Source organism: Bacillus cereus group sp. BfR-BA-01316 (assembly GCF_022664195.1).
Classification (GTDB): domain Bacteria; phylum Bacillota; class Bacilli; order Bacillales; family Bacillaceae_G; genus Bacillus_A.
Map to the genome: position 1 here is coordinate 1 of NZ_JAKUGX010000157.1, position 212 is coordinate 212.

A 212-nucleotide genomic window follows, 5' to 3' on the forward strand; every position below is an offset into this window, starting at 1 on the left:
GAAGAAAGTCAGTAATAGAAAGGGTTTATAAGGGGTAGGGTGTGGGAAAATTCCCACACATGTGTTGCTAAATTCCCACACCTAAAAAATGGAAAAGTAATAAAAAAAAAAAGATGTCAATAACAAATGACATCTAAAATAAATAAATCGGTAAATTATGTTTTTTCTTATCTCCTGCTATTTTAAAATTTCTAAGAGACTTCTTAAAAATC

Annotated in this window: 1 pseudogene; it reads right to left on the reverse strand. The window is 28.8% G+C overall.

The features are described 5' to 3' along the window. Positions 1-133: 133 nt before the first annotated feature. Positions 134-212: pseudogene (locus MR071_RS25680) on the reverse strand (MarR family transcriptional regulator); the annotation flags it as partial.